This window comes from Fimbriimonadaceae bacterium (genome assembly GCA_023957775.1).
Taxonomy (GTDB): Bacteria; Armatimonadota; Fimbriimonadia; order Fimbriimonadales; family Fimbriimonadaceae; genus JAMLGR01.
On the sequence record JAMLGR010000002.1, the window covers coordinates 183,639 to 208,881 of the forward strand.

The window sequence follows — 25,243 nt, forward strand, 5'->3', positions numbered from 1 at the left end:
CCGTCTAGCGGGCGTGGCACCCTTAGAGCGACGCGGCGGCGGCAACCCGCCTCCCCCGAGCAAGTAGGTTCCACGCCCGTCTAGCGGGCGTGGCACCCAAATCGGCCTACCCAGACCCCTCGGTACCTTAACCGGTCAGTCCAAGACCCCTCCGCGACCTCTCGCGAAGGATCAGCGATCACCCCAGAGCGCGCCGCCCCCTTTGGCGGCGCGCCAGGCGTCGCGCCACGCGTGCATGTCCGCCGGCTTGATGACGCCCCTCGGCACGCGCTCCTCGGCGCTGGGCAGGGGCGGCAACGCCTTGCCCGGCATCGTTTGGTACCAGTAGGCGACGGTCGCGATCTCGAGGGTGAGGTTGTTGGCGTGGCCGTGCTCGATCGAGGCCCGGAGCGACTTCTGGAACCGGATGGGATCCTCGAGGTGGAAGCGGTAGCAGTGCGTGCGCCCCAACCAGCCCGCCAGGGCATCGTCGTTTCCCCGACCCGGCGCGCGCGCCGTGCCGAAGTAGGGGTGCATGTACAGCTCGTCCGGGCTCCAGCTCTGGTTGAAGTAATCCTCGGTGCCGGTCCCGTGCGCGCTGAACGGCCACGGCTCGCCGTCGACCCGGAACATGTCGTCCCCCTCGCCGTACCAGATCGGGGACGGGCAGTTCACGTAGTAGTTCACCCCCACGAAGTGACCCCGCCCCTCCGCCTCGGCGAAGACGTAGTTGTGTTCGTCGGTGGGGTTCTTCGGCGTCGGACCCAGCACGGCCCACTCGTTCTCCCGATCCCCAAAGTCGGACTCCGGCCGAGTCAGCTCCTGGCGGTACGACGCGTGAAACCGGCCGACCTCGTCGCCGACGCTGGCGCACTCCTCGTAGTCCACGTAGAAGTAGAGCGCGTCGACCTCCTCCGCCCCCTGGTTCTCGATCGTCAGGCGGGCGCCGTTTCCAAACGGCATCGGGAAGTAACACACGAGCGCGTTCCCGCCCTTCGGCGCGGCGGCCAACGGGAGCGAACGAAACAGATACGTCTCCCCCCAACCCTGCCCGAAGAAATCGCCGATCGGGCTCTCGACCGAAGGGTGGTGCGACCCGTCCCAGTATGCGCGCAGCACAAGGTTGCGACGCACCAAAGGGTCCTTGGAGGAGATCGTGAACCACAGGTGCGTGATCCTGCCCGCACCCTCGATCTCCGCCAGGGTGTGGGTCGCACCGGCTGGGACCTTCACGTAGTCCGCATTCCCTCCCGAGCGGTCGAAGCTGGAGGCGCGGCGCGAGCGCGCGTCGACGAGGTTGGCGATGCCCGAGAGTGGACCCATGGCGCGGAGTTTACTGGGGAGGCGGAGCCGTGAGGTACAACGCGCCTATGCGCGCGTTCCTTTCCCTGGTGGTTTTGCTGGGTTGCCTGATGCAGCTCCAGGCGCAGGCCGTCCCCACGCCCCCCGAGCCGAAGCTCCATCCCGGGGACGTGATTTCGGTGACCGTCTTCGGCTATCACCCCTATGGGGGAGACTTCACCGTCTTCGACGACGGGACGATCAACGGGGAGGGATTTGGCCGTCTGGTAGTCCAGAACCTCACTTTGGGCGAAACGAAAGCCCGCCTTGAGAAGGCGCTTGCCTCTAGTTTGAAAGACCCCTCGGTGCGTGTCGTGCTGAAATCGCAGCGGCGCCCGCTTGTTTACGTGCTCGGCCTGGGCGCGCAACAAGAGGGCGACACCGCTTCGTCGGTCCGGCGGGGCGGCGCGCTGGAGATCCTCCCAGGCATGACGCTCCGGCAACTGGTCGCGACCATCACCTTGCCGAGCGAACCCGATCTGCTGGACGCGACCCTGCACCGCAAAGACGGGTCGATGATCTCCGTCGATCTTCTCAAACTCGCGCAAGGAAGCCCGGACCAGTGGAACGGCCTGCTCGAAGGCGACGACACGCTCGTGATCCTTCCCAAGCCCTACATCAGGATCTGGCTGCTCGGTGCCGTGAAGAGCCCGGGCGAAGTCCGCGTGCGGGAGGGCCTCGACGTGTACAAAGCCCTTTCGGCGTTCGGAGGGCCGGCTGGGACGGGCGACCTGCCCGAGGAGATGACCCTGACCATCAAACGCGGCCCGGACACCCACGTGCTGCCCTTGAAGCCGGCGCCGGGAAACCCCAGCTTCAAGCTGGAGGCCGGAGATGTGCTCTACGTCGAGCCGACCACCAAGATCCGAATCACCGTCGGAGGCGACGTCATGGAGCCCGGCACCTATCTGGTCAACGAGGGTTCGGGGATCGGCCGAGTCGTCGCCGAAGCGCGGGGAACGACGCCCACGGGAACCCTGGCCGGAACGTTGGTGATGCGCGGTGCCGACGTGTTCCGGGTCGATGCCACCGGCCCCGTCGTCGGCGGTCCCGATGCGGCATTCGAACTCCAATCCGGTGATTTCGTCTACGTCCCGCGCAACGAGCGCTGGGTGTACGCGCTCGGCGAGGTGAACAGCCCCGGCCAATTCATTATCCCCGACGGCCAGACCTGGACCGCCGCAGATCTACTCGGCAAAGCGCACGGCCTTGGCGGGCAAGGCACCCTCCGAAGGGTCACGCTCCTGCGCGCCGGTCCCGATGGAAAGGTCGTTCCCACAAAGTTCAACTTGGACGAATTCCTCAAGGACGGCCGCGTGGAGAGCAACCCGCAGCTGCAAGTGGGAGACGTGCTCTTCTTCGGCGAGCCGAAGGGGATCACGATCGGGACGCTGAGCCAGCTTGGCCAGGCGGCGTTCTACTTCGACGCGATCTTCAAAATCCGCAAGTAGTGTCTCACTCCCCGGTCGGGACCCAGATGTTCTTGACCTGGGTCGCACGGCGCAGAGCTTCCCGCGCGTCGGCGGGGAGCACACGCCCCGTCCACGTCTGCTTCAGGTTGCCCGCCGAGAGCCGCTCCGCCTCGGCGGCGGCCTCAATGTCTCCGAAGTGCCACAAGGCGTCCACCCCATCGTGCTTGGCCAGGTCCTGCTCCATTTCGGCGTGAGGACCTGTCAAGAGGTTCAGCACACCGCCGGGCACGTCGGATGCTTCCAGCACGCGAACGAGATCGCAGGCTGCGAGCGGGTGCGTTTGGGATGGCAACGCCACGACGGCATTGCCCATCGCGATGGCCGGCAGAACGAGTGCGAGCAAACCCAGGAGGGGCGGGTCCTCGGGGCATACGAGGCCGACGACCCCCACGGGCTCGGGCCGCGTGTAGTTGAGCCCACGGAACGGCGTGCGGTGTACCGCCCCGTCGAACTTGTCCGCCCAGGCGGCGTAGTGGAACGCGCATGCGACCGCGGCGTCCACTTCGGCGGTGGCCCCGTCCCGATCGCCGGTCGTGTCCGCGATGGCTCGCGCCAAAAGCGCCCTCTCCGCTTCCATGTTCTCTGCGAGGTAGTACAAGATTTGGGCGCGCAGGTGGGTATTCGCGACCGCCCAGGACTCTTGCGCCTTCCGAGCCGCCTCCACGGCATTGCGGACATCTTTGCGATTGCCCCTCCCGACTTGGGCAGTGCCCCCGTGCTTCAGGTGCAGAGTCACGCTGTACCCACCGTCGGGTCGCACCTGCTTCCCGCCGATGTACAGCTTGTGGGTGCGGTCCATCCTTGGAGGGGCCGCTTCAACAGGGGCGGGTTGGGACTTCCCGCGGAGGCCTTCGACAACGGTGCCCCCCGCGCGGCCCTTCACGTACTCCCACAAGCCCTCGCGCCCGCCCTCCCGACCGTATCCCGATTCGCGATAGCCACCGAAGCCCGAGGCCGCGTCGAACTGGTTCGTACAGTTCACCCAGACCGTTCCGGCCTTCACGCGGTCGGCGATGTCCAGCGCCAAACCGACGTTCTCGCTCCAGACGCTGGCCGCGAGGCCGTAAGGCGTGTTGTTTGCCAATGCGACCGCTTCGTCCGGTGTCCGAAACGTCATCGCCACGAGAACGGGCCCGAAGATCTCCACTTGGGCGACCGTCGCCGCCGGGGCGACGTTCGTCAAGAGGGTCGGTGGATAGAACCAGCCGTCCTTGGGGCAGGACCAGGCGGGCTGAAACAGCTCGGCACCTTCGCGGCACCCTTGCTCGACCAGGGACTTGATTCGTTCCAGCTGGACCGAATCGACGATCGCCCCGAGGTCGACGGCCTTGTCGAGCGGGTCGCCCACGCGGAGTTTCTCCATGCGCGCCCGAGTCTTCGCGAGCACGGTTTCGGCCACGCTCTCCTGAACCAGGAGGCGCGAGCCGGCGCAACACACTTGGCCCTGGTTGAACCAGATCGCGTCCACGAGTCCCTCCACGGCGCTGTCGAGGTCCGCATCCTCGAACACGAGGAACGGGGACTTGCCCCCCAATTCCAACGACAGCTTCTTCCCCGTGCCCGCGGTCGCTTCGCGCAGGATGCGGCCGACCTCGGTGGAGCCTGTGAACGCCAGCTTGTCGGTCCCCGGATGCGCCACGAGCAGCTTGCCGGTTTCGCCATCCCCGGTCACGATGTTCACGACGCCGGGCGGCAGTCCGATCTCGCGGCAGATTTCGGCGAAGGCGAGGGCTGTGATCGACGTAAACTCCGCGGGTTTCAACACCACGGTGTTTCCCATGGCGAGCGCGGGCGCGATCTTCCAGGCGAGCATCATCAGCGGGAAGTTCCACGGGATGATCTGAGCGCACACGCCCACCGGCTCGCAGCCGGGGAACTCGGTCTCCATGAGCTGCGCCCAGCCCGCGTGGTGATAGAAGTGCCTCGCGACCAGCGGCACGTCGATGTCTCGCGTTTCGCGGATGGGCTTGCCGTTGTCCAGCGTTTCGAGCACGGCCAGGAGTCGGTGGTGCTTCTGAATCTGGCGGGCGATGGCGTAGAGGTACCGGGCACGTTCATGACCCCCAAGGGCGGCCCACTTCTTCTGAGCGCGCCTGGCCGCTTTGACGGCCGCATCGACATCGACCGCATCGGCTTGGGCGATGCGTGCCAAGGACTTGCCGTTGGCCGGGTTGAAGGTGTCGAACGAGGTGCCCGAGTGCGCGGCGCGCCATTTTCCCCCGATGAACAGGCGGAAGTCCCGCCCGAAGCCATCCAGCCACGCATGGGCGAGATCCGCCGACTCGGGCGCCGGCCCGTACGAAAGCGACTGATAGATCTCGCGAACGGTCATCGGTTCATTGTGACGCCATGCGGGGTGTCGATCAACCCATCGGGTGCCGGTTGAACGCCGAGTAACGGCCCGTCACGTGGTGTTCGAGCTGGCGCTCGATATCGGCGAGCAGAGTACTGGCTCCAAGTCGAAACAAGGCGGGATGGGTCCAGGGGTCCCCGAGCTCTTCCTTCATCAGGATCAGCCAGTCGAGGGCTTGTTTGGCGGCACGGATGCCGCCCGCTGGTTTGAAGCCGACCGAAAAGCCCGTCCGTTCTCGATACTCGCGAATCATGCGCGCCATCACCAACCCGAACTGCGGCGTGGCGTTTACGCCCTCCTTCCCCGTGGAGGTCTTGATGAAATCCGCCCCGGCCATCATGCAGACGACGCTCGCCTTCCCGACATTGCGCAACGTGCCGAGCTCCCCCGTGGCGAGGATGGTCTTGAGATGCGCATCGCCGCAGGCCTCTCGAAACGCGCTCACCTCGTCGAACAGGCCCTGCCAATCGTGGTTCAGCACATGCGCGCGCGTGATCACGATGTCGATCTCCTCCGCGCCCGCCTGCACGCTCGCCTCAATCTCGCGAGTGCGTTCGGGAAGAGGACTCAGCCCGTGCGGGAACCCCGCGGCGACCGCCGCGACGGGGACTCCCGATCCCTCAAGCGCCTCCGCAGCCACCTCGACGAACCGGTGGTACACGCACACGGCCCCGACGCGGACGCCCAGATCGGCAACGCCCAACGCCTCCGCCAGGTCGGGCCTCAGGGGTTGCACCGCCTTGGCGCACAGCCGCCTCACCGTCCCCGGGGTGTCGTCCCCGGACAGCGTGGTGAGGTCCATGCACGCGATGGCGCGCAACAGCCATCCGGCCTGCCACTGCTTCTTCACCGTTCGCCTCCCGGGCAACGAGGCGGCCCGGCGGTCGACCGCGCTGCGGTTGACGCGGATCGAGTCGATCCAATCGAGGTCGAGGGCCGTGCCCGAGTTGCGGCCGAGGTTGGGTGTGAGGATAGACATGGGAAGCGCTGAGTGTCCCATTCAACCCGATTGGGAACACTTTGCTCATCTGGTTCGTCTAGCTTTTCCTGTGCTCGCGTCGGCTTCGGTCGGCGCGGTGCCGGTCCGGGGCATGGCCCGGGAAATGGATCAACCGTGGCAACACGGCCAAAGGATCGGGTGCCCATCCCGGTCGCCTTGACGCAAGTCGGGGACCTCCATGCAAGCTGAGGCTTCGCAGACCTCGTTCCTGGAACGGGGTTGAACCGGAAGGCCGAGGCCGAGGACCGACGGCGAGTGCTGAGGTCCGCGTCGGGGTAGCCCTCGACAACGGCTTCTGCTAAAGGCTGAGGGGTGAGAGCCGAAGAGTAGGGGACGCAGTTCGACCGGTCCGTCGGAAGAGCCGCGCTCCAGCCTCGCGGGTTGCGGGTTTGCCACAAGCAGGCACGCCGTCCGGGAAGGCCGTCTGGTACCCGCGGAACGGGGAAGGACAGAATGGCGTGGCGCATTGGGTGTCTAACAAGACACGCAACGCCGGACCGTACACGTCGTTCGGGCGAACAAAGGCGATTGTCCGAGGTCGGACAATGGACTGCAACTCCGTTGATGGGGGTTCAAATCCCCAGATCGCAGCCATAGCGAAAGATACGGTCCGTGCAGGATGGAAAGCAGCCTGTTTCCCCTGGCTTCGGCTAGAGGGGAGCGTGGAGGATCTCGCAAGATCCTCGACGTACTGTCGTGAACGAACGGTTGGTCCTTAGCGGGATCTTAGCGGGGTGGCAAGCCTCGACCGACTGAAGCGGCATAACACGCCTGCACGAGAAGGGAGCCGAACCTTCGAAAAAAGACGGCGGCTGAGGCGCTTGCCCAGCTACGGGGAGACCCGGGCTCGGCGGACACAGCGGCGAAACGATAATGCCGCCAAAGAGCGACCACGCCCCGACCCAAGTCTACGGTCGGGGTTTTCTTGTTTGTCGGTGGTACTCTGCATCTTCCCCGATGGCGAGCGCCCCGACCACCACACCGCGCTCTGAATGGACGCCCAAACTCGTTCATTGCCTGCGGGGCTACACGGCTCACTCGTTCCTTGTTGATGCCATCGCGGGGGTCACGGTGGGGCTCGTGGCCCTGCCCTTGGCGATGGCGTTTGCGATCAGCTCGGGCGTAAGCCCTCAGGCGGGAATCTACACGGCGGTCGTTGCCGGCTTTTTCGCCTCGGCGCTTGGAGGCTCCCGACTTCAAATCACAGGACCGACGGGGGCGTTCGTCGTGGTCGTGGCCGGCATTGTGGCCAAATACGGTCTGGGCGGGCTCGCCCTTTGCACGATCCTGGCAGGTCTGATCTTGCTCGTCCTGGGCCTCACCGGGCTGGGAACGGCCGTCAAGTACATTCCCCGCCCCGTCGTCGTCGGGTTCACCAACGGGATCGCGGTGCTGATCGCCAGCACGCAGATCAAGGACTTCTTCGGCCTGACGATGACCAAGACGCCGAGCCTTTTTCTCGATCGGCTCGTCGCCATCGGCGCCCACTGGTCCACCCTGTCGCCGGCGGCCACCGCTGTGGCCGCCGGATCCCTCACGGTGCTCATCGTCTTCCGCCGCTTTCTTCCCCGAATCCCCGGAGCGATCGTTGCGCTCGTCGTCGGCACCCTTGTGGCGTGGGGCTTGCGTCTGCCCGTGGAAACCATCACGTCCCGTTTCGGCGGCATCCCCGTGGGTCTTCCCCCCCTTCAGGTGCCCGAGATACACCTTCACCAGTTCGCCAGCCTCATCTCGCCGGCGCTCACCGTGGCGATGCTCGGGGCGATCGAGTCCCTGATGTCGGCCGTGGTCGCTGATCGCATGAGCGGCGATCGCCACAATCCCAACGTCGAATTGGCCGCCCAAGGGGTGGCAAATCTGGTCTCACCGCTGTTCGGCGGAATCCCCGCGACCGGGGCCATCGCCCGGACCGCCACGAACATCCGATCGGGCGCGAAGACCCCGGTCTCGGGCCTGATCCATGCGGCCACGCTCGGGGCGATCCTCCTGTTCGCCGCTCCTGTCGCCGGCGTGATTCCCCTCGCGATCCTCGCGGCGATCCTGATGATGGTGGCCTACAACATGGGCGAGTGGCGCGAGATCCCCAGCATTCTCAAGCTCTCGAAGGCCGACGTGGCGGTGTGGTTCGTCACGTTCATGCTCACCGTGTTCGCCGATCTGACCGTGGCCGTAGAAGCGGGCATGATCCTCGCGGCGCTCCTGTACATTGCCCGCGTGACCAACACGACGACCGTCGTGCCCGTCACGGAGGACTACGTCGCGGAGGGTGAGGAGCACAGCCTGCAAGGAAAAGAGATTCCCGACGGGGTCGCCATCTACCGGATCCACGGCCCGTTCCTGTTCGGCGCCACGGACAAGCTCGCAATCGTCACGGACTCCATCGAGGCGCTTCCACCCGTCGTGATCCTGCGTCTGCGCAACATGACCGCGATCGATGCGACGGGCATTCAGGCGCTCGAGGATCTCGCGGAAACGATGGAACTGCACGGGCGCCACTTGCTCCTTTGCGGCATGCGCCCACAGCCCGCCCGCCTGATCGAGCGGGCGCACTTCCAAAGGCACCTGGACCCTCGGAACCTGTGCCCGCACGTGGACGCGGCGCTGAAGCGGGCGGCGGAGATCCTCGCAGACCCGGGCGACGGAGAGCACGAGGCCCTCCAGCCCCGATGATGAACGCGCCGATGCCCCAGGGTGCCACGGGCGTGTCGACATGCTCGGGTCGGACTTGGGCTCACGCCCGTCGAGCGGGCGTGGCACCCTCCGTTTGGACCTCTCGTGGAGCCGGCCGACGCTACAGCCCTTTCTCGGTGAGGAACTTGCAAAGGTCCCCCACGCGGCACGAGTAGCCCCACTCGTTGTCGTACCACGCCACGATCTTCACCATCTCGTCCAGTCCGATCGTATCGACCGCGCTGAAGATCGACGAGTGCGGATTCCCGATGAGGTCCGACGAGACCAGGGGCTCGTCGCTGTACTGGAGGATGCCCTTCATCGGCCCGTCAGCGTACTTCTTCATCGCGGCGTTGATCTCCTCGACCGAAGCGACGCGCGACAACAGCGCGGTGAAGTCCACCACGCTCACCGTGCGGGTTGGCACGCGGAACGCCATGCCGGTGAATTTCCCTTTCAGCTCGGGAATCACCAAGCCCACGGCCTTGGCCGCACCGGTGCTCGACGGAACGATGTTCTCGGCGGCCGCGCGGGCGTCGCGTAGGTCCTTGGCCGCTGTGTCGACGGTTCGTTGCGAGTTCGTGTAGGCGTGAACGGTGGTGAGGAGGCCCTTCTCCACGCCGAAGGTCTCGTGCATCACCTTCGCGACCGGAGCGAGACCGTTCGTGGTGCACGAGGCGTTCGAAATCACGTGGTGGTTGGCCGGGTCGTACATCCCGTCGTTCACGCCCAGCACCAGCGTCACGTCCTCGTTCTTGGCCGGCGCGGAGATCACGACCTTCTTGACCGTGTCGCCGAGATGGGCTTTGGCCAGGTTGGCATCGGTGAACCGGCCGGTGCACTCCAGAACGATCTCGCATCCGACGTCGGCCCAGTGGATCTTCCCCGGGTCCGTTTCCGAGAACACCTGCAGCCGATCGCCGTCGACCGTGATCGAATCGGCGTCGTGCTCGACGGTGCCCTTGAACGGGCCGTAGGTCGTGTCGTACTTGAACAGGTGCGCGTTCGTGCGCGTGTCGGTCAGGTCGTTGATCGCGACCACGTCGAACGCTCCCTTGTGGCGCTCGACCATCGTGCGCAGCGTCAGTCTTCCAATCCTTCCGAAGCCGTTGATCCCAATCCTTGTAGCCATGGTGTGGGCCCGATGTTACCTTTCAGGAGCCGTTCCAGAGGGCTCGCTGAGAATCCGCAACGAGAGCACCCATCCGCCCACAACGCACAGCGCGCAACCCACGAACGGAGAGTAGCGGCCAAAGTCCGCGCCAAACACTTGGAGCTTCTCGTAGAGCGCCGCCCCGACCGGGGCGCCGATGATCGCCCCCACGCCCTGGGCCGTCATCACCACGCCGAGATTGGCGGCTCGTCGGTTGGGATTGATCTCGCTCACGCTGGTCATCCACGCGGGAATGGCGAGCAGGAACCCGATTCCCACCGGGATCGCCCCCACGGCCAGCGCGAGCGGGGTCCTCAGCCCTTCGAAGAACGCGCCGAGTGCGATCAGGGTCAATCCACCCGAGCAAAGCCCCAAGCCGAGGTGTACGGCGCGCACGCGGCCCAGACGCTCGCCATAGCGGGACATCGGGACGCTGAGCACCGCCATGGCGATGGCGGCTGGAAACACGAGCGCTCCAAACGCGGATTCGCTCATGCCGAACTCCTGTTGGGCGAACAGCTTGATGATCGCCATGGGGAACCCGATACCGGCGAAGATCACGACGGCCAGAGCCACGTAGGCGGGAATCTCGCGCGCGGTCTCGGCGAGCTTGGCCAGCTCGATGCTCGAGTGCTCCGGCGGGGGCAGCCGATGCGCTTGGCCGTCGGGACGCATGAACCGACCGACGGTGATCGCCACCCCTGCGAACAGGAGCGTGGCGAGAATGAGGCTCGACCACGTGCGTCCCGTGAGGTCGTTCACGATCCCTCCGATCGGGAGCGCCAGCGCGATGCCAAGCAAGTAGCACACGTTGAGCAGGCTCATCGCCTGCTGCTGCTCGCCTTCGTCCACGGAGTCGGCCATCGCGGCGAAGGTCGCCGGCCAGATCATCGCCGCGCCCAGCCCGTCCACGACACGCAGGGCCACGAAGAGCAGCGTCTCGTTCGCCCCCAGGTGGTGCGGGACGGCGAGCGAGAGCAGGGGCGTGACGGCGCACAGGGCAGGGCCGACGACCATCAGCATCTTGCGGCCCACCCGCTCGGCGAGATGGCCCATCGGGCTCTTGAACGCGGCCTCGCTGAGAAGGAACGCCGTCAGCACGAGGCCGATGGCCGACTCGCCGAATTGCCGGTCGTTCGCCAGATAGACCGGCATGGTCGAGATGTTGAGGACCGCGAACCCGATCTCGGCGAGCAGAGCCACCGCGAGGAGCCGCAGGACCGGGGGCCGGCGGGTAAGAGGCAACAGCTTGACCGGCGCTTCAGCGGTGGGCATGGCGGACCATCAGAGCATACGCGGAAGACGCCCCACGCGTTGAGCTGGGATGCGGGAGGGGCGGGAGCCGTTGCGTGCCAAGAATGCCTGACCTGGTGCGGAGCCCACGCCCGTCGAGCGGGCGTGGCACCGGGTTCCCTGGGGCCTTAGCGCTTGACGAACTGGAAGCCGCGTCGCGCCTTCTTGCGACCGTACTTCTTGCGCTCTTTCACACGGGGATCGCGCGTGAGGAATCCGCCGGCGCGCAGAGGCCTGCGGAGTTCGGAATCCATTTCGAGCAGCGCCCGGGCGATGCCGAGCTTGATGGCGCCGGCCTGGCCCGTGATGCCGCCGCCCTTGGCGCGGACCTTCACGTCGTACCGGCCGTCGAGGCCGAGCTTAACGAGCGGGCTCTGCACCAGGATCTCGAGGACGGGGCGTCCCAGGTACTCCTTGAAGTCCCGGTCGTTGATGGAGATCGCGCCCTCGCCGGGCGTGACCCAAACCCGGGCGATGGCGCTCTTGCGCCGCCCGGTGCCGTAGTTCGAATCGATTTTCTTCTTCGCCATGCTGCGTTAGTCCTTCGTCACCTTCAGCGGCTCGGGGTTCTGCGCCGCGTGGGGGTGGTCTGCGCCCGCGTACACCTTCAGCTTCTTGATGATCTGATGGCCGAGCTTGGTCTTGGGCGTCATGCCCCAAATTGCCTTTTCAACGAGCTTCGTCGGGTTGGTCTCGAGCATTTTGCCTCGCGACACGCTGCGCAGGCCGCCGGGCCAGCCCGTGTGCCAATGGATCAGCTCCTCGCCCTTGTTGCCCGTCAGCACGACCTTCTCCGCATTGATCACGACGACGAAGTCGCCGCAGTCCGCGTTGTACGCAAACGTCGGCTTGTGCTTCCCGCGAAGCACCTGCGCCACCTGACCCGCGAGCCGCCCGATGGGCACGCCGGTGGCATCGACCACAAACCACTTGTGCTCGATGCTTCCTGCCTTAACCGTAGATGTTCTATTCATCGTATCAACCCAGTCCACTCGTTCAAATCGTTTCTATCCAGATGCCGTCTCCCGCACGTCGCGCGGATGTCTTCCGTAGCGGATGCGCATCAGGGTCAATCCCTGAGCCGGCAAGACCTCGGGGCCATGCCGATCGGCGCGTCCTTGATGGGTGAGCAACTCGGCGATCTCCGCCTCGCTGCGCAAGCCTCGTCCCACCTCGAGCAGTCCGCCCGAGATGCGCCGCATCATTCCCCGCAGAAACGCCGTTCCCACGATGTCGATCCGCACTTCCCGTCCCACCCGTTTCACGCGAACGGAAAAGAGCTTGCGGACGGTGTTCAGCACGTCCGGCCGAAGCTCCTCGGTGAACGCGCGGAAGTCGTGCTCTCCGACGAGCCGAAGCCCCGTTCGAGCCATCGCCTCGACGTCCAGCGGCTGGTCCCAGCCATAGGCTGTCCGTTCGATGAACGGGTCGCTCGGCGCGTTCCAGATCCGGTACCGGTAGTGCCGGTCTCTGGCCCAAAAACGGCTGTTGAACGCGTCGTCCACCTGGACGGAGTCCATCACCGCCACATCTCGGGGGAGGACCCGGTTGAGGACTCCCGCCCAGCGAGGCGGTTCGATCGCCACGTCGCTGTCGAAGTGGCAAACCTGGCCGCGCGCGTGCGCTCCACTGTCGGTGCGGCTTGCACCCACGATCTCGCAATCCTCGCCCGAGACCCGGCGAACAGCATCTTTCAAAGTGCCCTGGACGGTTCTCCGTCCAGCCTGTGCGGCCCAGCCGCGAAAATCGGTGCCGTCGTACGCGACGACCAGTTTGATCCGTCTAGTCAACCAACTCCAAGACCGCCGAAGGCGCACCGTCTCCGCGCCGTGTGCCGATCTTGGTGAGCCGGGTGTAACCCCCGTTCCGCTCCTTGTAGCGCGGCGCGATGTCGTCGAAGAGACGCTTGACAAGGTCCTCGCCGTTGATGAGGCTGCGCTCCTGCAGGATCTGGGACTTCTCCATCGCGGTCTTCCCGGCGAGCAGCTTTTCGGGCTTGGCGCTCGAGGCCGAGTGGCCGACCAGAACCCGGCGCGCGCGCTGCCGCGCCGCGAGGGTGTCCTTCTTGCCCAGCGTGATCATCTTCTCGACGAGCCGTTGCAGCTCCTTCGCGCGCCCCTGCGTCGTGCGGACGTAGCCGTGCCGGATGAACTGGCGCGTGAGGTTCGTCAGCAGCGCTCGGCGCTGGTCGCTGGGCAGGCCCAGCTTACGTCGGTCAACAAGGTGTCTCATCAGTCGAAATCCTCTTCATCTTCATCGTCCAGCACGTCGAGCGGCCGGTACCCGCCCTTGGGCGGCTTGAGCTCGAGACCGAACTCCTGCAGCTTGTCCCGCACCTCGACCAGCGACTTCTTGCCGAACCCGCGGATCCCCGTGAGGTCCGACTCGGTGGCCACGGCGAGCGCCCGAAGCGTCAGCAGACTGGCGCGCCGCAGGCAGTTGAACGTCCGCTGCGAGAAGTCCAGCTCCTCGATCCGCTTGTCGGGGATGTTCAGGATGTTCTCGGGAATCTCCTCTCCCTCGTCCGGTCCGTCGTCGTAACCGGCTTCGCCGAGATCGAAGAACATGCGGAAATACTTGTCCAGGATGTGCGCCGACTGCGACAACGCGTCGTTCGGAACCACCGCGCCGTTGGTCGTGATCTCGAGCACGAGCCGCTCGAAGTCCGTCCGCATGCCCACGCGCGTCTGCTCGACGGTGTAGCTCACCTTGCGGACCGGCGTGTACTGCGCGCCGACGGGAATCACGCCGATGATGCCTCGGTACTTCTCCTGCTTCTCAGGAAGCACGTAGCCGGTGCCCCATCCCACGTACAGCTCCATCGACAGGCTGCCCTTGGGGTCGCTCGCCGTGCAGAGATACGCCTCGGGGTTCACGATCTCGAGTCCCGGAGGGCACACGACGTCGGCGCCGGTGACCCGGCCCGCCCCCTGCACGTCGATGCGCAGCGTCTGGTCCTCGGCCGGCAGGGCATCCTCGTAGGTCATCCGGATCGCGAGATTCTTGAGGTTGAGCAACAGCTCGGTGGTGTCCTCTTTGACGCCGGGGATCGGTGCGAACTCGTGGAAGACCTTGTCGATCCGGACGGCGCTGACCGCCGCGCCCTGGATCGAGCTGAGCAGCACGCGCCGCAGCGCGTTGCCGATCGTCTGGCCGTACCCGCGCTCGAGGGGCTCGAGCACGAACGTGCCTTTCTCCGAGGAAATGTCAAGGGTGGAAATGTGTGGCATCTTTGAACTCGCTCAGACTCGGCGGCGCTTCGGCGGCCGGCATCCGTTGTGGGGCAGGGGGGTCACGTCGCAGATGGAACTGACCTCGAGGCCCGACGCCTGAAGGCTGCGCACCGCGGTCTCTCGGCCGGATCCGGGGCCGCAAACCCGCACGTCCACCTTGCGCAGGCCGTGCTCCTGGGCCTTGCGCGAGGCGTTCTCCGCGGCGACCTGCGCCGCGAACGGGGTGCCCTTGCGGCTCCCCTTGAAGTTCACCGAACCCGCGCTCGCCCAACTCAGCACGGCGCCCTGCGGGTCCGTGATCGTGACGATCGTGTTGTTGAACGACGCGTGGATGTGCGCGACGCCAGCCGGCACGTTCTTCTTCTCTTTCTGCTTGCCTTTGGAAACTTGCTTTCTTGCCATGGTGTGCCCGGGTGTCCCGCGTTACTTCTTCGCCTTCTTCTTGCCGGCCACAGTCTTCGGCTTGCCCTTGCGGGTGCGCGCGTTGTGGCGGGTGTTCTGGCCGCGCGTCGGCAGGCCGCGCCGATGGCGCAACCCGCGGTAGGAGCCGATTTCGATCAGCCGGCGGGTGTTCGAGTTCACCTCGCGACGAAGATCGCCCTCGACCTGATAGTCGCGGTCGATGATCTCGCGCAAATGCCCGATCTCAGCCTCGGAGAGGTCCTTGACGCGAGCGCGTGGATCCACGCCCGCCTTTTCAATCACCTCGCCCGCGGTCTTCAACCCGAGCCCGTAGATCAACGGAAGCGCGTAAAGAATCGCCTTTTCGCGCGGAAGGTCAACGCCTGCAATACGTGCCATAAATCTCTAACTACCCCGTCAGCCTTGTCGCTGCTTGTGCTTCGCGTTCGAGCACAGAACCCTCACCACGCCCTTGCGCTTGATGATCTTGCACTTGTCGCACATTTTTTTAACACTGGCCCGAACTTTCATCGACATTTCACCTTGCTGGATCGTCCTTGGACATAGGGGTGACGCACGCGTGCGCACCCATGGCCGGAAAATCCGACTGACGCAAGATCGGATTATACCTAAGCCCGCGGCGGTTCGCTAGGGTTTTTCTTCGAACGTGCGTCTCGTTCGGCCGCTCGGGCGGCTACTTGTAGCGGTAGACGATGCGACCCCGCGTGAGATCGTAGGGCGAGAGCTCCACGCGAACCCGGTCGCCGGGAAGGATGCGGATGTAGAACATGCGCATCTTGCCGCTTACGTGCGCCAGGAGTTCGTGGTCTCCCTCGTCCAACTTCACGCGAAAGCGGGCGTTGGGCAGATTCTCGAGGACGACGCCCTCGACTTCGATGCCCTTTTCCTTCTCGATCTCGGGTTGTTGCTTCTTCTTCTTCGGTGGTTTCCTTCTTGCCATCCAATCTCCTGGGCGCGCTCGGCGCCCACTGCTCCCTAGGCTACTCCAATGTGAGGATCTCGGGTCCGTTTCGCGTGATCGCCACCGTGTGCTCGAAGTGCGCGGAAAGGCTCCCGTCCGCCGACTTCATGGTCCACCCGTCCGGCATCGTCGTCACGCGCCACGTCCCGGCGTTGACCATGGGCTCGATGCAGATCGTGGTGCCCTCGCGCAGGACCGGGCCCTTACCCGCCCTCCCGAAATTCGGGACGCTCGGCTCCTCGTGGAGCGACCGACCGATCCCGTGCCCCACGAGATCGCGCACCACCGCGTAACCGTTGGACTCGACGTACTTCTGAACCGCGGCCGAGATATCGCCGACGCGCGCGCCGACCCGCGCCTTCGCGATGCCCTGGAACAGCGCCTCCTGCGATACGTTGAGCAGTCGCTGCGCGTCCTGGCTGATGGCGCCCACCGCGTAGGTCCACGCACCGTCGGCGTGCCAGCCGTCGAGGATCACTCCGAAGTCGAGGCCGACGATGTCCCCCTCCTGGAGCGGCGTCGCGTCGGGGATGCCGTGCACGACCACGTCGTTGACCGAGATGCAAGCCGCGTTCGGAAAGCCGCGATACCCTTTGAAGCTCGGAATTCCGCCCGCCTCTCGGATCAAGCGCTCGGCCAGCTCGTCGAGCTGTTGCGGCGTCGAGCTGCCGGCGACGATCGCTTCGGAGACCACGCGCTGCGTGCGGGCGACCACCCGGCCGGCCGCACGCATCTTCTCGATTTCGGACTGCTTCTTCAGCAGGATCATCGGGCGGAACCGTCCACGATGCGCTCGTACACCAATTCCGGCCCCTCGTCGGCCGACACGCGATGGAGCTTTCCAAGCCGTTCGTAATGCTCGATCACCGGGGCGGTGTTCTGGTGGAACACCCGCAGCCGTTCGCGGATGGTCTCCGGCTGATCGTCGGAACGCACGAACAACGGGCCGTTGCATTTGTCGCACAGCCCCTCGCGCTTGGGAGGTTTGGTGCTCGAATGGTAGATCTCGCCGCACTTGGTGCATCCCATCCGTCCGCCGAGGCGTTGCACGACGACGTCCTCGTCCACCTCGAGGCTCACGACGCGGTCGATGTCCATGTCCATCTCGGCGAGCATCTCGTCGAGCGCCTCGGCCTGCTTCTCCGTGCGGGGAAAGCCGTCGAGCACGAAGCCCTTCTTGCGCACCTCGTCGCTGCGGATGCGCTTGGCCATCATCTCGATGGTGACGCCGTTGGGGACAAGCTCGCCGTGGTCGATGTACCGCTTGGCGAGCCGGCCCAGATCCGTGTCCGCCTCGATCTCCGAACGGAAGATCGTGCCCGAAGAGAGCGGCTTGAGCCCAAGCCGCTCTTCAAGAAGCGCCGCTTGAGTTCCCTTTCCCACACCCGGAGGCCCAATCAAAATCAGCCGCATCGATCTCCCAACACTCAACACTCAACGCTAGGCACTGGCGGGCAACCCCGCCTATTGCCCGTAGTGCTTCATCAATAGGCTCGCCTCGATCTGGCGCATGGTCTCGAGCGCCACGCTCACCATGATGAGCAGCGACGTGCCGCCGATGATGCTGATCGCCTGGATGCCCGTGAGCGACCACGCGACGTACTGGATCAACGCGACGAAGGCCAAGAACCCCGCACCGGCGATCGTGATCCGCGAGATGACCCCGTCCAGAAAGTCTCGGGTTTGTTTGCCCGGCCGAACACCCGGGATAAACGAGCCCCCCCGCTTCAGGTTGTCGCTGATGTCGTCCACGTTGAACTGGATCGCCGTGTAGAAGTAGGTGAAGAAGAAGATGAGCGCCGTGTAGACGACCGATGCCACCAAACCTTTGGGGAACGGCGACGCGGGGTTGAGCCACGAACCGATCTCGATCAGGGTGAGGTGGATCGGACTCGTCGGAGCGAACATCGACGCGAACTGCTGCGGGATGTAGATCAACGAAACCGCAAAGATCAGAGGGATCACGCCCGCCATCACGACCGAGAGCGGCAGATAGCTGGTCTGCCCACCCATCATCTTCGTGCCCACGACGCGCCTCATGTGCTGGATGGGAATTCGGCGCTGGGAGATCGTGAAGAGCACGATCAGCCACGTCGTTCCCAGGAACAGGAGAAGCAGCAGCCCGAGCTGCCACCACTGCGCGAAGCCCTCCTGGTAGGCGCCCCACACCTGACGCACCTGGTTGGGAAGCGAAAGGATGATGCCGGCGAAGATCATCAGCGACACGCCGTTGCCGATGCCCTTCTCGCTGATCTGCTCGCCGAGCCACAGCACGAACATCGCGCCCGAGGTCCAGAAGAGCACCACCGTGAACTTGATGAACATCGTCTGCGCCTCGGGAGGAAGCGCCTGGTTCAGCAAACCGATGAGGCCGAGGCTCTGGAACACGCAAAGCACGATCGTGAGCATGCGGGTGCGCTTGTTCTGCTGCCGCCGCGCGTACTCGCCGCCCTCCTTGAGCTCCTGCTTCCAAGACGGATACGCCTGGGTGAGGATCTGCATGATGATCGACGCCGTGATGTACGGGTTCATGCCCAGCGCGAAGATCGACAGACGGCGAAGGCCGCCTCCGCCGAACACGTCCAGCAACTGGAAGAACGGAAGGTTGAGCTGCTTCACCCGCTCGGTGAGTTCGGCGCTGCTGATGCCCGGAATGGGAACGGGGACGTTGATTCCAAGGGCGAAGACAGCGAACATCCCCATGACGAACAGCAGCTTGCGCCGCAGCTCCTCGTCGGCCCACGCCTGACGGAGGGTCTCCATCAGGGGCATGCTCAGATTCTTATCGCTGCCGCCCGCAAGCATTAGAGTGTGACCGCCTGCCCTTTGGCACCCTCGATCGCGGCTTGCGCCGCTTTGCTGAACTTGTGCGCGTGGACCGTCAGCTTCTTCTTCAGTTCGCCGAACGCAAGGACCTTGACGCCGTCCTTGATTCCGGGAATGATGCCGATGGCCATCAGCTTCTCGGGAGTCACCTCGTCGCCCGACTCGAACAGCCGCTCGAGATCGTCGAGGTTCACGATGGCGAACTCCTTGTGGTTGACGTTCCGAAAGCCCTTCTTGACGGGCAAACGGCGCTGGATCGGCGTCTGGCCACCCTCGAAGTTGGGGTGGATCTGGCGCCGCGCCTTCTGGCCCTTCGTTCCGCGCGTGCAGGTCTTGCCGGTGCCGCTGCCGATGCCGCGGCCGACGCGACGCTTGCGGGTCGTGCTTCCGTCGGGCGGACTCACTTTGTGCAAACTCACTTCTTGGTCTCCTCAGGTTTGGCCTTGGGTTTTGGGCCTTGGGCCTTGGGTTTGGCCTTGGGTGTGGCCTTGGGCTTTGGGCCTTCGGCCTTGGGTTCGGCCTTCGGCTCTGCTTGGGCCTTGGGCTTGGGTTGGGCCTTGGGTTTGGGCTCGGATTTGCGCGTGGGCGATTTGACCTTCGGCGCGGCCTCCGACGCGTCGACCTCGTCCACGGTCAGCATGTGCTTGACCTTGTGGACCATGCCGCGGATCGTCGCATTGTCCTCTTGGTAGACGACCTGGTGCATCCGGCGCAAGCCGAGCGCGGCGACCGTCTTGCGGTTGCGCGGGGTGTTGCCGATGAGGCTACGGACCAACTTAATTCGCAGCATCGGCCTCCTCCTTGCGCGCCTTCTGGAGCCAGGGCACCAGCTCGTTCGCGTCGAGCCCGCGCTGCTCGGCTCGCGCTTCGGGGGCCTGCAGCTTCTGGAACGCCTCGATCGTCGCGTACGCCATGTTGATGGCGTTGCGGCTTCCCAGCGATTTGGAGAGGACGTTGTTGATGCCCGCGCACTCCAGGCAGGCGCGCACCGCGCCGCCCGCCTTGACGCCCGTACCCGCCGAGGCGGGGCGAAGCACCACGCGGGACGTGCCCGACACCGCTTCCACGGAGTGCGGGATCGTCTCGCCGATCCGGGCCACCGTGATCATGTTCTTGCGGGCCGACTCCTCGGCCTTCCGGATCGCATCCGGAATGCCTCGGGCCTTCCCCAAGCCCACGCCGACTTGGCCCTTGTTGTCCCCCACGACGACGAGGATCGACCACGAAGCGGTCTTGCCTCCCTTGTGGGTCTTGAACACCTTGTTGGTCCGCACGATGCGTACATCGAGCTGCGGACCTTCGGTGTTGCGGCTCTCGCGCTTGCCGCTCAGGCGATTCATCATCCTCATGCTAAAACTCCAGCCCCGCTTCCCGGGCGGCGTCGGCCAAACCCGCCACGCGTCCGTGATAGCGGAACCCGCCACGGTCGAAGACCACGGCTTTGATTCCCTTGTCGGCGGCGCGCTTGCCCAGCGCGGCTCCCACGGCCTTCGCACCGTCGAGATTGCCGCCCGCGGCGATCTCCTTCTCCCGGCTGCTGGCGCTCGCCAGCGTGGTGCCCGTGGTGTCGTCGATAATCTGTGCGTAGATGTGCTTGAGGCTGCGGAACACCGCAAGCCGCGGGCGCTCCGGAGTGCCGGAGATCCGCTTGCGCAGCCGCTCGTGCCGCACCTTCCTCAACGCAACGTTGGTTTTCTTTCCCACTGCTCCAGTTCTCCCTTACTTCTTCGCCGCCGCGCGCTTGCCGGGCTTGAGCCGGACCAGTTCGCCCTTGTAGCGAATGCCCTTGCCCTTGTACGGATCGGGTTTGCGCACCTTGCGGATATCGGCGGCCACCTGGCCGACCAGCGCCTTGTCGATGCCGCTCACGCGCAACTGCTGCACGCGGGACTTCTCCTCGGCCGCCACTTCGAATGTGATGCCCGGAACCGCATCGACGTTGACCGGGTGGGAAAAGCCCATGTTCAGGGTCAGTCCGCCGCCCGCCTGCGCGATGCGATAGCCGACGCCGACGACCTCGAGCACCTTCGTGTGCCCGGTCGTGACGCCGACGATGCAGTTGTTGATGAGGGTTCGGGCCAACCCGTGTTGGCTGCGCGCGTGACGGTCCGCGCTCGTGCGCTCGACCTTCAACTGGTCCCCCTCTTGAACGATCTGCAGTTCCGAACCGACCTTGACCTTCAGCTCGCCCTTGGGACCGCGCACGGTCACGTGGTTGCCTTCGGCCACATCAACGGTCACGCCGCTCGGAACGGTGATCGGTTGCATGCCAATTCTCGACATTTCTTCCTCCTACCAAACCTCGCAGAGGACCTCGCCACCGATCTTGCGCTTACGCGCGTCTCGGTCGGTCATCACTCCGCTGCTCGTTGAGATGATCTGCGTCGCCAAACCGCTGCGGACGGGCTTGAGGTCCGCCGCCGGCTTGTAGATGCGCAGGCCCGGCTTGCTGACGCGCCGGATCTTCTGGATGATGGGTTTGCGCTTCGCGTCGTAGCGAAGGTGCACACGAATCGTGGGGAACTTGGTCTCGGTCGTGACCTCCCAACCCTTGATGTAACCCTCGGCCTCGAGGATCTTCAAAACTTCGACTTTGATTTTGCTGTGAGGGACCTCGACGGTTGCGAGCCGCGACTGGGCGCCGTTGCGCACGCGCGTCAGAAGGTCCGCGATGGGATCGCTGTGCATAAGAACCTCCGCGCCGCTACCAGCTGGACTTGGTCACTCCGGGAAGCTGGCCGAGATGGGCCTTCTCCCGCATGCAGATTCGGCACACGCCGAAGAACCGGAAATAGCCGCGCGCGCGGCCGCAGAGAGAACACCGGTTATAGGATCGAACCTTGAACTTCGGTTTCTGCTTCTGCTTGATGATCAAACACTGTTTCGCCATAGAGTCTCCCGCCGTGATCGGACTGGTTTGCGGACGTGTTTCAGCCGCACCTGGTCCGTGGCATAGTTGTAGGTCGGACGCAAGCGCCCGAGTTGCAGAGAATACCACACCCGTGGTTTGTGGTTTGTGGTTTGTGGTTTGTGGTTTCGGGCATCATGGACCTTGATGCCGTTCGAACCCTTGGAAACCGACGAGAAGTTGGACGCGCCTCCTCCCAAGAAGCGGGACATGGACACCCAGATGATGTTCGGCTGCTCGACGTTCGGCATCGTGGCGGGCCTCATCCTCCTCCTCGTCGCCCTTCCCCACTTCCTCATCGCGGACACCCAGAGGCTCGTCGAGTTGGGGCGGGCGTCCCTGTTGGGCCTGGCCCCGGCGGCGGTGGTGGGAATGGTCGCGTCGCGCCGCTTCGGCTTGCCGGGCGCCTGCGGATTCGTCGGGGGAGCGCTGGTTTCGGCGGTCTTCCTCTACCTGCGCCTCGCCCAGGTGCTGCTGACACGGTACGGGGACCCCTCCGAGCAGCCCGACTACCCGGTGTCGTGGGGAACGCTCCTGCCGATCGCTTGGGTCGCCGCGTGCGCCGGACTCGCGCTGCTTTCGATGCGCCGGTCCGATCTGCCGATCGAGTAGCGGGCGGACGCGCGGCCTTCGTGAAAGGCCTCTGAGAATCTCCGTTCACCCTCCGATAATTGCGATGTCGGTCCCCGGTGGGTCGAGAGGGAGAACCTTGGCTAGCGGTCGTTTTGCTCACGAATATCGGAAACACGCGGTGAACGGGGCCTCGCCCCTTGAACTCGTGGTCATGCTGTACGATGGCGCGCTGCGCTTCATGGAGGCGGGCAAGCACGCGATGGCGCACCGCGACATCCCCAAGCAGAACGAAAGCCTGCAACGGGCTCAGAAGATCGTCTTCGAGCTGATGGCTTGCCTCGACATGGAGTCCGGCGGCGAGATCGCCCGGAATCTGATGTCGCTCTACACCTACGTGGTCAACGAGCTGATCGATGCCAACGTCACGGACAAGCCCGAGGGCATCGACCGCTCGATGCGCGTCCTCAGCGATCTGCGCGAGAGCTGGGTCCAGATCGCCAAGGCCACCTCCAAAGAGGAGATTTCCCATGCCGCCTAGCCTCGAACGCGTGCTCGTCCTGACCCTGTCGGCCGTCGAGGCCGTGGGGGAGAATCGTTGGAGCGAGGTCAGCGACCTGATGCGGGAGCGCGACCGGGCGATCGCACAACTTGAGAGCGATGCCAAGGCACCGCTCGATCCCAACCTTCGCAAGAAGCTCCGCAGCGCCGATTTGCGGCTTGGACAAGCCTTTGCCGACGCGCGCGCCGCAACGCTCGACGCCATCGCGCGGCAGTACAACGCCCGCCGCATCCCCGCAACCTACGCCAAGCCTCAAGCCGCCGTGAACTTCGACCGCATCGGCTAAGGGGCCCGAAGGTCGAAGGACCAAGGACCAAGGACCAAAAAGAGAGGGCCGCGACGAGATCGCCGCGGCCCTCTCTGGCTGTCGTGCTTGCTTCGGCCGCTAGTTCAGGATCAGCTGAACCTGGTCGAGCCGAAGGGTGAAGCTCGGAGGCATCGAACCCCGTCGCTCCGGAACCAAGCCGCGCACCGCCATGCGCACCTCGCGAGAGGACGACATGTACTGCGACTTGAGATCCAGCGGAATCGACGCCGCGGAGTTGCCCGATCCCTTCACCGGGAACGACTTGATGTGGTCGAACTGCCCCGTGTTGAAGTTGTAGAGCCACACCATGCCGGTCGAGCCCGTCACACCAACCGCCTCGATCTTCGCGCGCAGCGTGTTGACCGTGCCGGAGGGGATCGTGAAGCTGAGCTGGGCCGCGCCGATCTGGCCAAGGCCAGCCTGCGACGCCGACGTGACGTTGAAGTACACATCGTCCGAGAGCTTCACCGAGGTGACGTCTCCCGACGAGCCCGTGCCCTGAATCATGACGATCGAAGTGGGGTCGATGGCCGTGCCGCCGCCGCCGCCGCCCGAACCGGGCTGACTGATCAGCCACGTGTGGATCGTCGAGAGCCAGACGCCGCCCTGGGCGATCATCGCCGTACCCCAGAACCGCGTGTCGTCAAGCGGGTCGACGGACACGTCGAAGTAGTCGCCCCATCGGTACTGCGCGTAGTTGCCCGTGCTGGAGGCCAGCAGCTGCGGCTGCCCCATCGCGCCGGGCGGATCCGAGGCCTTGCGGCCCGCGTACATCACGTCCGCCGTGATCGACGAGCTCGAACGCGTGAAGATGAGCGAGATGTCCCCGAGCACGTTCGTGTTGACGGCGGGCATGAAGTAGTTCTGCCCGCTGGGCGGCTGAACGTTGCCCGACTGGACCAGCGAGGGGTTCCCCGACGTCGGCCAGCCGTTCATCGAGATCTCGTACCAGCGCACCATCGTGTCCGGGCTGCCGGCGCTCTTGGCGATCGAGTGCGTGCAGACGAACTTGCCGGCCCGGTAGTACGCGTTCATGATGCGGAACGCCAGCGTGTCGAGCACGTTGCCGCCCGTGCTGGGCGCAGGACCGGTCGGAGGCGAGTAGGTCGGCACCGTCAGCGAACGGGTCGTGATGACCGGGCTCGACGTCAGGTTCGTGATCGCGTAGAGCTTGAGGCTGTTGTTGTTCAGCTCGCACGCTCCGTAGATCCGGTCGGCGGCCGGGTCCCACGTCCGGCCCGGCTGGATCGTGAATCCGTTGTCGATGAAGTAGGAGATGGTCGGGGCGCCGCCCGAAAGCATCGGGGCCTTCGTCATGACGGTCACCGACGCGCCGCGGAACTGATTCGTCCCGAACGTGAACTGGTTGCCCGTGCACACGATCGCGTCTTTGTTGCCGGCCCAGCCCGGATAGTCGAGCCATGTGTCTGCGCCGCCGATGTTCTGCTTCGCCTCGATGCGGTACTTGTACCAGTTGCCGGACGGGTTGCTGTCGTCCGAAACCGCGATCAGGAGTTTGCTCGTCGCGGAGCCGTCATCCTGCTCGAGCGCGACGACGAAGTACCGCTGAGAGACCGCATCGTAAAACGCCTTCGGGTCGAACACGAACGCGCCCGCGCCGAGGGAGCCGAAGAAGCCCGAGCCGCCCGCCATGCCCTGTTCGAACAACTTGGTGCCCGTCTTCGTGAAGAAGGCGATCGAGGTGTTGACCACCTGCACGATGTGGCCGGGGCCGACGGCCTCGTTGGGATCGGGCGGAACCCAACCCGTGAACCCGATGCCGGGAAAGTGCGCCGTCTCGTTTCCGCGCGTCTCGTTGAGGAGACCGCCGACCGGCAACGTGTTGCGCCCCTCGTCGGGCTTTCTCCACCAGTCGGGAGTCGGGTTTTCGGGGCGCGCGGGCGCCAACCGAATCCGCTCGTCGATCTGAGGAAACACCGAGTAGGTCGATTCCTTGATCGCGCGCGGGCCGATGGTCCGTTTGAACGGCCGGATGGTGGTCTGCTGGGCGCCGGCAAATCCGACCACGCCCACCACGCCGACGATCGCCAGCGTCCTGAGATATCTAGATAAAAGCACGTACAGCCTCCTTCACACCCGGCAAAGCTGCGGGCGTGAAATCGAATCGATCATTCACTTTACACCAGATGAGAGGCCTCTGGAAGCCGTAGAGTTCTCTTCGGCAAGAGAAA

At 65.1% G+C, this 25,243-nt stretch carries 29 protein-coding genes, 1 tRNA gene and 1 pseudogene; 6 read left to right on the forward strand and 25 right to left on the reverse strand.

The features are described 5' to 3' along the window. Positions 1 to 171 precede the first annotated feature (171 nt). A complete protein-coding gene (locus M9921_02425; protein ID MCO5295689.1) occupies positions 172 to 1,302 on the reverse strand; it encodes a DUF2961 domain-containing protein in 1,131 nt (376 codons plus the stop codon). A 47-nt stretch (positions 1,303 to 1,349) separates the two neighbouring features. Here M9921_02425 and M9921_02430 point away from each other — a divergent pair, with 47 nt between their 5' ends. Next, positions 1,350 to 2,771, forward strand: coding sequence for an SLBB domain-containing protein (locus M9921_02430; protein ID MCO5295690.1), 1,422 nt, complete (start codon positions 1,350 to 1,352; stop codon positions 2,769 to 2,771). A 4-nt stretch (positions 2,772 to 2,775) separates the two neighbouring features. Here the strand turns inward: M9921_02430 and M9921_02435 are convergent, their stop codons facing one another. Next, entirely contained in the window at positions 2,776 to 5,124 is a 2,349-nt protein-coding gene (locus M9921_02435; GenBank protein ID MCO5295691.1) for an aldehyde dehydrogenase family protein, read from the reverse strand. Between the two features lie 31 nt (positions 5,125 to 5,155). Further along, positions 5,156 to 6,124, reverse strand: a complete 969-nt coding sequence (gene deoC / locus M9921_02440) for a deoxyribose-phosphate aldolase (GenBank protein ID MCO5295692.1) — start codon at positions 6,122 to 6,124, stop codon at positions 5,156 to 5,158. A gap of 545 nt (positions 6,125 to 6,669) precedes the next feature. Between deoC and M9921_02445 the strand changes: the two genes are divergently transcribed. Both M9921_02445 and M9921_02450 read left to right on the forward strand, forming a co-directional pair. Next, positions 6,670 to 6,735, forward strand: a tRNA-Cys gene (locus M9921_02445). Positions 6,736 to 7,102: 367 nt separating this feature from the next. Continuing rightward, positions 7,103 to 8,815, forward strand: a complete 1,713-nt coding sequence (locus M9921_02450) for a SulP family inorganic anion transporter (protein MCO5295693.1) — start codon at positions 7,103 to 7,105, stop codon at positions 8,813 to 8,815. 121 nt (positions 8,816 to 8,936) lie between these two features. Here the strand turns inward: M9921_02450 and gap are convergent, their stop codons facing one another. The 21 genes and pseudogenes from gap to M9921_02555 all read right to left on the reverse strand — a co-directional run bounded on the left by gap (position 8,937) and on the right by M9921_02555 (position 21,594). After that, positions 8,937 to 9,947, reverse strand: a complete 1,011-nt coding sequence (gene gap, locus M9921_02455) for a type I glyceraldehyde-3-phosphate dehydrogenase (GenBank protein MCO5295694.1) — start codon at positions 9,945 to 9,947, stop codon at positions 8,937 to 8,939. 15 nt (positions 9,948 to 9,962) lie between these two features. Next, positions 9,963 to 11,243 carry an MFS transporter gene (locus M9921_02460; protein ID MCO5295695.1) on the reverse strand — a complete coding sequence of 427 codons (1,281 nt, stop codon included), beginning with the start codon at positions 11,241 to 11,243 and terminating at the stop codon, positions 9,963 to 9,965. Positions 11,244 to 11,389: 146 nt separating this feature from the next. After that, entirely contained in the window at positions 11,390 to 11,791 is a 402-nt protein-coding gene (gene rpsI / locus M9921_02465) for a 30S ribosomal protein S9 (GenBank protein ID MCO5295696.1), read from the reverse strand. A gap of 6 nt (positions 11,792 to 11,797) precedes the next feature. Next, on the reverse strand, positions 11,798 to 12,235 hold the full coding sequence (gene rplM / locus M9921_02470; protein MCO5295697.1) for a 50S ribosomal protein L13: 438 nt from the start codon (positions 12,233 to 12,235) through the stop codon (positions 11,798 to 11,800). A 33-nt stretch (positions 12,236 to 12,268) separates the two neighbouring features. Beyond that, a complete protein-coding gene (gene truA, locus M9921_02475) occupies positions 12,269 to 13,051 on the reverse strand; it encodes a tRNA pseudouridine(38-40) synthase TruA (GenBank protein ID MCO5295698.1) in 783 nt (260 codons plus the stop codon). Continuing rightward, the gene (gene rplQ / locus M9921_02480; GenBank protein ID MCO5295699.1) at positions 13,044 to 13,493 is read right to left on the reverse strand and encodes a 50S ribosomal protein L17; all 450 of its coding nucleotides are present in this window, start codon (positions 13,491 to 13,493) and stop codon (positions 13,044 to 13,046) included. Before rplQ ends, truA begins: the two co-directional genes overlap by 8 nt. Then, the gene (locus M9921_02485) at positions 13,493 to 14,491 is read right to left on the reverse strand and encodes a DNA-directed RNA polymerase subunit alpha (protein ID MCO5295700.1); all 999 of its coding nucleotides are present in this window, start codon (positions 14,489 to 14,491) and stop codon (positions 13,493 to 13,495) included. The genes rplQ and M9921_02485 overlap by 1 nt, the downstream gene beginning before the upstream one ends. Positions 14,492 to 14,503: 12 nt before the next feature. Next, positions 14,504 to 14,896 carry a 30S ribosomal protein S11 gene (gene rpsK, locus M9921_02490; protein MCO5295701.1) on the reverse strand — a complete coding sequence of 131 codons (393 nt, stop codon included), beginning with the start codon at positions 14,894 to 14,896 and terminating at the stop codon, positions 14,504 to 14,506. A 21-nt stretch (positions 14,897 to 14,917) separates the two neighbouring features. Continuing rightward, positions 14,918 to 15,295: a 30S ribosomal protein S13 gene (gene rpsM, locus M9921_02495; protein ID MCO5295702.1), complete on the reverse strand. Its 378-nt coding sequence runs from the start codon at positions 15,293 to 15,295 to the stop codon at positions 14,918 to 14,920. Between the two features lie 18 nt (positions 15,296 to 15,313). Next, positions 15,314 to 15,427: a 50S ribosomal protein L36 gene (gene rpmJ, locus M9921_02500; protein MCO5295703.1), complete on the reverse strand. Its 114-nt coding sequence runs from the start codon at positions 15,425 to 15,427 to the stop codon at positions 15,314 to 15,316. Between the two features lie 163 nt (positions 15,428 to 15,590). Continuing rightward, entirely contained in the window at positions 15,591 to 15,857 is a 267-nt protein-coding gene (infA, locus tag M9921_02505; GenBank protein ID MCO5295704.1) for a translation initiation factor IF-1, read from the reverse strand. A 40-nt stretch (positions 15,858 to 15,897) separates the two neighbouring features. Further along, positions 15,898 to 16,647, reverse strand: a complete 750-nt coding sequence (gene map, locus M9921_02510; protein MCO5295705.1) for a type I methionyl aminopeptidase — start codon at positions 16,645 to 16,647, stop codon at positions 15,898 to 15,900. Further along, entirely contained in the window at positions 16,644 to 17,291 is a 648-nt protein-coding gene (locus M9921_02515; protein MCO5295706.1) for an adenylate kinase, read from the reverse strand. The genes map and M9921_02515 overlap by 4 nt, the downstream gene beginning before the upstream one ends. A gap of 51 nt (positions 17,292 to 17,342) precedes the next feature. After that, complete coding sequence (gene secY, locus M9921_02520) at positions 17,343 to 18,650, reverse strand: preprotein translocase subunit SecY (GenBank protein MCO5295707.1); 1,308 nt, start codon at positions 18,648 to 18,650, stop codon at positions 17,343 to 17,345. A 32-nt stretch (positions 18,651 to 18,682) separates the two neighbouring features. Further along, the gene (gene rplO / locus M9921_02525; protein MCO5295708.1) at positions 18,683 to 19,123 is read right to left on the reverse strand and encodes a 50S ribosomal protein L15; all 441 of its coding nucleotides are present in this window, start codon (positions 19,121 to 19,123) and stop codon (positions 18,683 to 18,685) included. A gap of 203 nt (positions 19,124 to 19,326) precedes the next feature. Next, positions 19,327 to 19,494 (reverse strand): annotated as a pseudogene (gene rpmD / locus M9921_02530) (50S ribosomal protein L30). Then, on the reverse strand, positions 19,481 to 20,044 hold the full coding sequence (gene rpsE / locus M9921_02535; protein MCO5295709.1) for a 30S ribosomal protein S5: 564 nt from the start codon (positions 20,042 to 20,044) through the stop codon (positions 19,481 to 19,483). Before rpsE ends, rpmD begins: the two are co-directional and overlap by 14 nt. A 10-nt stretch (positions 20,045 to 20,054) precedes the next feature. After that, complete coding sequence (gene rplR / locus M9921_02540; protein ID MCO5295710.1) at positions 20,055 to 20,408, reverse strand: 50S ribosomal protein L18; 354 nt, start codon at positions 20,406 to 20,408, stop codon at positions 20,055 to 20,057. A 15-nt stretch (positions 20,409 to 20,423) separates the two neighbouring features. Beyond that, the gene (gene rplF, locus M9921_02545) at positions 20,424 to 20,987 is read right to left on the reverse strand and encodes a 50S ribosomal protein L6 (protein MCO5295711.1); all 564 of its coding nucleotides are present in this window, start codon (positions 20,985 to 20,987) and stop codon (positions 20,424 to 20,426) included. Between the two features lie 9 nt (positions 20,988 to 20,996). Then, positions 20,997 to 21,392: a 30S ribosomal protein S8 gene (gene rpsH / locus M9921_02550; protein MCO5295712.1), complete on the reverse strand. Its 396-nt coding sequence runs from the start codon at positions 21,390 to 21,392 to the stop codon at positions 20,997 to 20,999. A 16-nt stretch (positions 21,393 to 21,408) separates the two neighbouring features. After that, the gene (locus M9921_02555) at positions 21,409 to 21,594 is read right to left on the reverse strand and encodes a type Z 30S ribosomal protein S14 (protein MCO5295713.1); all 186 of its coding nucleotides are present in this window, start codon (positions 21,592 to 21,594) and stop codon (positions 21,409 to 21,411) included. Between the two features lie 165 nt (positions 21,595 to 21,759). On the opposite strand from M9921_02555, the gene M9921_02560 reads away from it, so the two are divergent. From M9921_02560 to M9921_02570, 3 genes are all read left to right on the forward strand, one after another. Next, on the forward strand, positions 21,760 to 22,224 hold the full coding sequence (locus M9921_02560) for a hypothetical protein (protein MCO5295714.1): 465 nt from the start codon (positions 21,760 to 21,762) through the stop codon (positions 22,222 to 22,224). Between the two features lie 172 nt (positions 22,225 to 22,396). Then, positions 22,397 to 22,723, forward strand: a complete 327-nt coding sequence (fliS, locus tag M9921_02565) for a flagellar export chaperone FliS (protein MCO5295715.1) — start codon at positions 22,397 to 22,399, stop codon at positions 22,721 to 22,723. Then, positions 22,713 to 23,030, forward strand: a complete 318-nt coding sequence (locus M9921_02570) for a hypothetical protein (GenBank protein ID MCO5295716.1) — start codon at positions 22,713 to 22,715, stop codon at positions 23,028 to 23,030. The genes fliS and M9921_02570 overlap by 11 nt, the downstream gene beginning before the upstream one ends. A gap of 99 nt (positions 23,031 to 23,129) precedes the next feature. On the opposite strand, the gene M9921_02575 is transcribed toward M9921_02570, so the two are convergent. After that, positions 23,130 to 25,130, reverse strand: a complete 2,001-nt coding sequence (locus M9921_02575) for a hypothetical protein (protein MCO5295717.1) — start codon at positions 25,128 to 25,130, stop codon at positions 23,130 to 23,132. Positions 25,131 to 25,243: the final 113 nt, after the last annotated feature.